Below are 3,334 nucleotides of genomic sequence, written 5' to 3' on the forward strand. Positions count from 1 at the left end.
CTTGTTCTGGTGTGGGGTAAAATCGGTAAGAATAGGCTTTTTCCATGGGGAGCATTTTAGCATATATTTCGTAAATGTGTTAATATTTAACAGTAAAGCCGTCGTAGAACGACGGGGTTTCAGACCCAAAATTTTCGATGAAGATTGGCTAAAAATGTTCGATTTAAACCTCCATAGCACTTTTTTACTGTGTAAACACTGTTTACGCTCGATGAAACTTCATAATTATGGTCGTATCGTCACTATCGGTTCTCGTGGTGCCGTACAACCGGGGGCGAATTTGGCCGCCTATTGTGCCTCGAAAGCGGCGGTAGTGGCTTTAACCCAAGCGATCGCAGAAGAAACCAAACAGACTAATATTACCGCTAACGTGGTTTTGCCCAGTATTATCGATACTCCGGGCAACCGGGAAGCGATGGGAGAGGCAAATGCTAAGGACTGGGTAAGTCCCCAATCTCTAGCCGAGGTGATCTGTTTTCTGGCGGGGGAAGGGGCGAAGGACTTGCGCGGGGCGGCAATTCCCGTCTATGGTTCCCTGTGAGTGGTTTTTTGTCTTCAGGCTGATACACTGATAACGGCGCTCGCTCTCGCTAAAAATTGGGGTTAATTTATGCTTATTCCGATTCTTATCAGTCTTACTGTCTTACTTTTATCCTATCTGCTCGGTTCGATTCCCACGGGTTATTTAATCGGTAAATACAGCAAAGGTATCGATATTCGTGACTATGGTTCCGGTTCCACTGGGGCTACCAATGTGCTAAGAACTCTGGGAAAATCTGCCGGGGCGACGGTGTTATTAATTGATATGTTAAAAGGAATGGCGGCGGTAGCCCTGGTACGAGGGCTATATTTTATGGATGTCAATCCTCTCCCAGAAAGTTGGTATTACTGGTTAATTATTGGGGCGGGATTGGGTGCAGTCATCGGTCATAGTAAATCGATTTTCTTGAATTTTAGTGGTGGTAAATCCGTCGCCACCAGTTTAGGGGTTTTATTAGTGATGAATCCCCTAGTGGCTTGCGGAACTTTGGCGAGTTTTTTGGTTATTCTGGCACTTTTCCGGATTGTTTCTTTAGGTTCGATTATCGGGGCGCTGGTGGTGAATATTTTAATGGTTGTTTTGGGTCAACCTCTCCCCTATATTTTATTTAGTTTGATAGGGGGAATCTATGTGATTGTTCGTCATCACGGTAATATTAAAAGATTGTTGGCAGGGACGGAACCAAAAATAGGTCAGAAAGTACAGCAATCATCGGAAGTAAGTTAAATAGGGCGGGCTGAATAAGCATAAAAACCTTGTGGGGTAAGACTTTTAGACTTTTTGCCCCCAAAAAGTGCCGACCCTTGGAGTGATTGGGAGGAAAATTCAGCTACTTTTTTCCTGAAAATTGGTAAAACCCCACACCCTGCCCCCAGGAAAAACTTTTTCAGCAGACCCTAATTAAGACTGTCTGCTGTGGTTTTTAACCAAAGGATAAAACAATTAATATCTTCTTGGACTTGTAGCCATGTATTATAATAGTTATTAACCAGATTTTCTAGTTTTTGTTTTTCCAATTCAAAACCGTAGATATTGCGAACAACGTGCCGAAAGCTTAGGTATTCATTAAGTTTATACACTGTATCTTCTCGTAATACAGCAGGACGATAATCTTGAGGTTTGCTCATACGATTTAATAGCCTTCTATGCCAGTCATAACTAGATGGTAAGCCACCATTTAACTCAGAGGCGATAATTTGAAAAATTCGTTCACATCCTGTATAAAAGTTATGGAGTTTTAGGGCTAAACTTTCGGCACAAATATCGGCTAGTGCCGGGTTGGTTAGCATTTCCGCTTGAACTAAACGCATTTGGCTTTCTAGCCGATTTAATCTATTAACTTCAGTGGCAATATCAAGAGCGATTTCTTGTAATTCACTGGCACTCATCGGACGCATAAAGACATTCTCCTGTTTGCAAAACTCTTTTAAGAAAATGAGGTTCTAAGTCTTCTATAGGCTTTAAATCAATCCAGCGATCGCTAATTAAATTAACTTTTCCTAAAGCTTGAAAAAAACTTTCTGGAGGTATGCCAGCCACTGCTAGATCAATATCAGAAGTTTCCTGAAATTTACCTTTAACTAAAGAACCAAACAGGATAATTTTTGTAATTGGGAAATTTTTTTTTAGATAATCAATAACTGGCGGCAGATTTTTCCTCGCCTCTTGAGCCAATTTTTGATTATATTCCTGCTGTTCTTTTTGGCGTTTTTGCCAATATTCAAGATAGGGATTATTGACCGACATAATAATTATAATAGCGAGGTATTTAGCTTAAGTTTCTGCCCATTGTTGAAAGAAAATTTCAATATCTTTCTCTAAGTTGCTGTAGATTTTTCTTGCCCTGTCTAAATTAATTTTCAATTGTTCATAATCAATATTCCTGCCGTAGGCATGGCGAAAAAAGTGCTAAAATCCTCGTAAACCATTCAACAAAGCAGCGGTTTCTGAAGAAATAAAAGCAGGACAAATTCTGGGGATAGGGACAGTCATTCTGTTTAATAAGGCTGTATGCCATTGCTGGGTATCGGCAATATGATTTTCAAAACAGGCCGCCACTATTTTAAGTAAATCCTCAGTGGCACTGTATAAATTATGGATTTGATAAGCAATGCTTTCTAGGCGAATGACATCATCGGGATTAACACCTTCGGCTCTAACAGCCACTTTATCATCGATCGCTTTGATTAGCTGTAATTGAGCATTTATATCAGCTTTCAACAGAATTAGTTGTCGGTTGTCCATAAAATTCCTTCTTCCCGAATTCGGTGGGCAAAATGACAGTTTTTCAGCAGAATAATATCTACCTCTCTCCCCAGATAATAGGAAAGAATACTAATAGCATCAAAGTGCAATTCGGGATTGATATTTTCGACGGCAATATCCACATCAGAACCGGGGTGAAATTTATAGGGACGAGTCGCGGAGCCAAAGATATAAGCTCGATTAATTCCGTATTTTACAGCATTTTCATGAAGCCATTGTTGAGTTTTTGCCCGCAGGGTTTGTCTTTCCTGTTCCCGTTGAATATCTCTTTCTTTCCCCCCTACTCTCCTTGATCAGGGGGGTGCCGAACTGTTTGGTACTTTATTGATGACGACAATGCCCAATTAGCAAAGGTTTGAGCTATCACCACTACAATAAAATCACTACCTAGGGTTTGCGGCAAAAAGTTTTTCGGTGGGGGTAGGGTGTGGGGTGTGGGGTGTGGGGTGTGGGGTTTTACCAGTTTTGAGGTGGCCAATTACCTAATTTTCAGGGAAAAAGTGCCTAAATTTCCCCCCGATCACTGCC

Annotated in this window: 7 protein-coding genes; 2 read left to right on the forward strand and 5 right to left on the reverse strand. The window is 41.0% G+C overall.

Translation table 11 applies throughout. The features are described from left to right. The coding region (locus tag IM479_RS22570) for a helix-turn-helix domain-containing protein (RefSeq protein WP_353737543.1) at positions 1-55 on the reverse strand (55 nt) is incomplete at its 3' end. Positions 56-76: 21 nt separating this feature from the next. Between IM479_RS22570 and IM479_RS09070 the strand changes: the two genes are divergently transcribed. Continuing rightward, positions 77-541: an SDR family oxidoreductase gene (locus tag IM479_RS09070; RefSeq protein ID WP_502845719.1), complete on the forward strand. Its 465-nt coding sequence runs from the start codon at positions 77-79 to the stop codon at positions 539-541. Between the two features lie 69 nt (positions 542-610). Then, a complete protein-coding gene (gene plsY, locus IM479_RS09075) occupies positions 611-1,267 on the forward strand; it encodes a glycerol-3-phosphate 1-O-acyltransferase PlsY (protein ID WP_502845718.1) in 657 nt (218 codons plus the stop codon). A 170-nt stretch (positions 1,268-1,437) separates the two neighbouring features. Here the strand turns inward: plsY and IM479_RS09080 are convergent, their stop codons facing one another. From IM479_RS09080 to IM479_RS09095, 4 genes are all read right to left on the reverse strand, one after another. Continuing rightward, complete coding sequence (locus IM479_RS09080) at positions 1,438-1,938, reverse strand: ribonuclease toxin HepT-like protein (protein ID WP_286824406.1); 501 nt, start codon at positions 1,936-1,938, stop codon at positions 1,438-1,440. Continuing rightward, complete coding sequence (locus IM479_RS09085; RefSeq protein ID WP_286824405.1) at positions 1,916-2,287, reverse strand: nucleotidyltransferase family protein; 372 nt, start codon at positions 2,285-2,287, stop codon at positions 1,916-1,918. The genes IM479_RS09080 and IM479_RS09085 overlap by 23 nt, the downstream gene beginning before the upstream one ends. A 162-nt stretch (positions 2,288-2,449) precedes the next feature. Further along, a complete protein-coding gene (locus IM479_RS09090) occupies positions 2,450-2,785 on the reverse strand; it encodes a ribonuclease toxin HepT-like protein (RefSeq protein WP_287684212.1) in 336 nt (111 codons plus the stop codon). Further along, positions 2,767-3,069 carry a nucleotidyltransferase family protein gene (locus IM479_RS09095; RefSeq protein ID WP_353737544.1) on the reverse strand — a complete coding sequence of 101 codons (303 nt, stop codon included), beginning with the start codon at positions 3,067-3,069 and terminating at the stop codon, positions 2,767-2,769. Before IM479_RS09095 ends, IM479_RS09090 begins: the two co-directional genes overlap by 19 nt. Between the last annotated feature and the right edge of the window lie 265 nt (positions 3,070-3,334).

Source organism: Microcystis sp. M165S2, assembly GCF_020245885.1.
Taxonomy (GTDB): Bacteria; Cyanobacteriota; Cyanobacteriia; order Cyanobacteriales; family Microcystaceae; genus Microcystis.

What these genes read in the sequence shown, in the direction of transcription:
- plsY (WP_502845718.1), top strand. Translation starts at nt 611, where the DNA reads ATGCTTATTCCGATTCTTATCAGTCTTACTGTCTTACTTTTATCCTAT.
- IM479_RS09080 (WP_286824406.1), bottom strand. Translation starts at nt 1,938, where the DNA reads ATGCGTCCGATGAGTGCCAGTGAATTACAAGAAATCGCTCTTGATATT.
- IM479_RS09085 (WP_286824405.1), bottom strand. Translation starts at nt 2,287, where the DNA reads ATGTCGGTCAATAATCCCTATCTTGAATATTGGCAAAAACGCCAAAAA.
- IM479_RS09090 (WP_287684212.1), bottom strand. Translation starts at nt 2,785, where the DNA reads ATGGACAACCGACAACTAATTCTGTTGAAAGCTGATATAAATGCTCAA.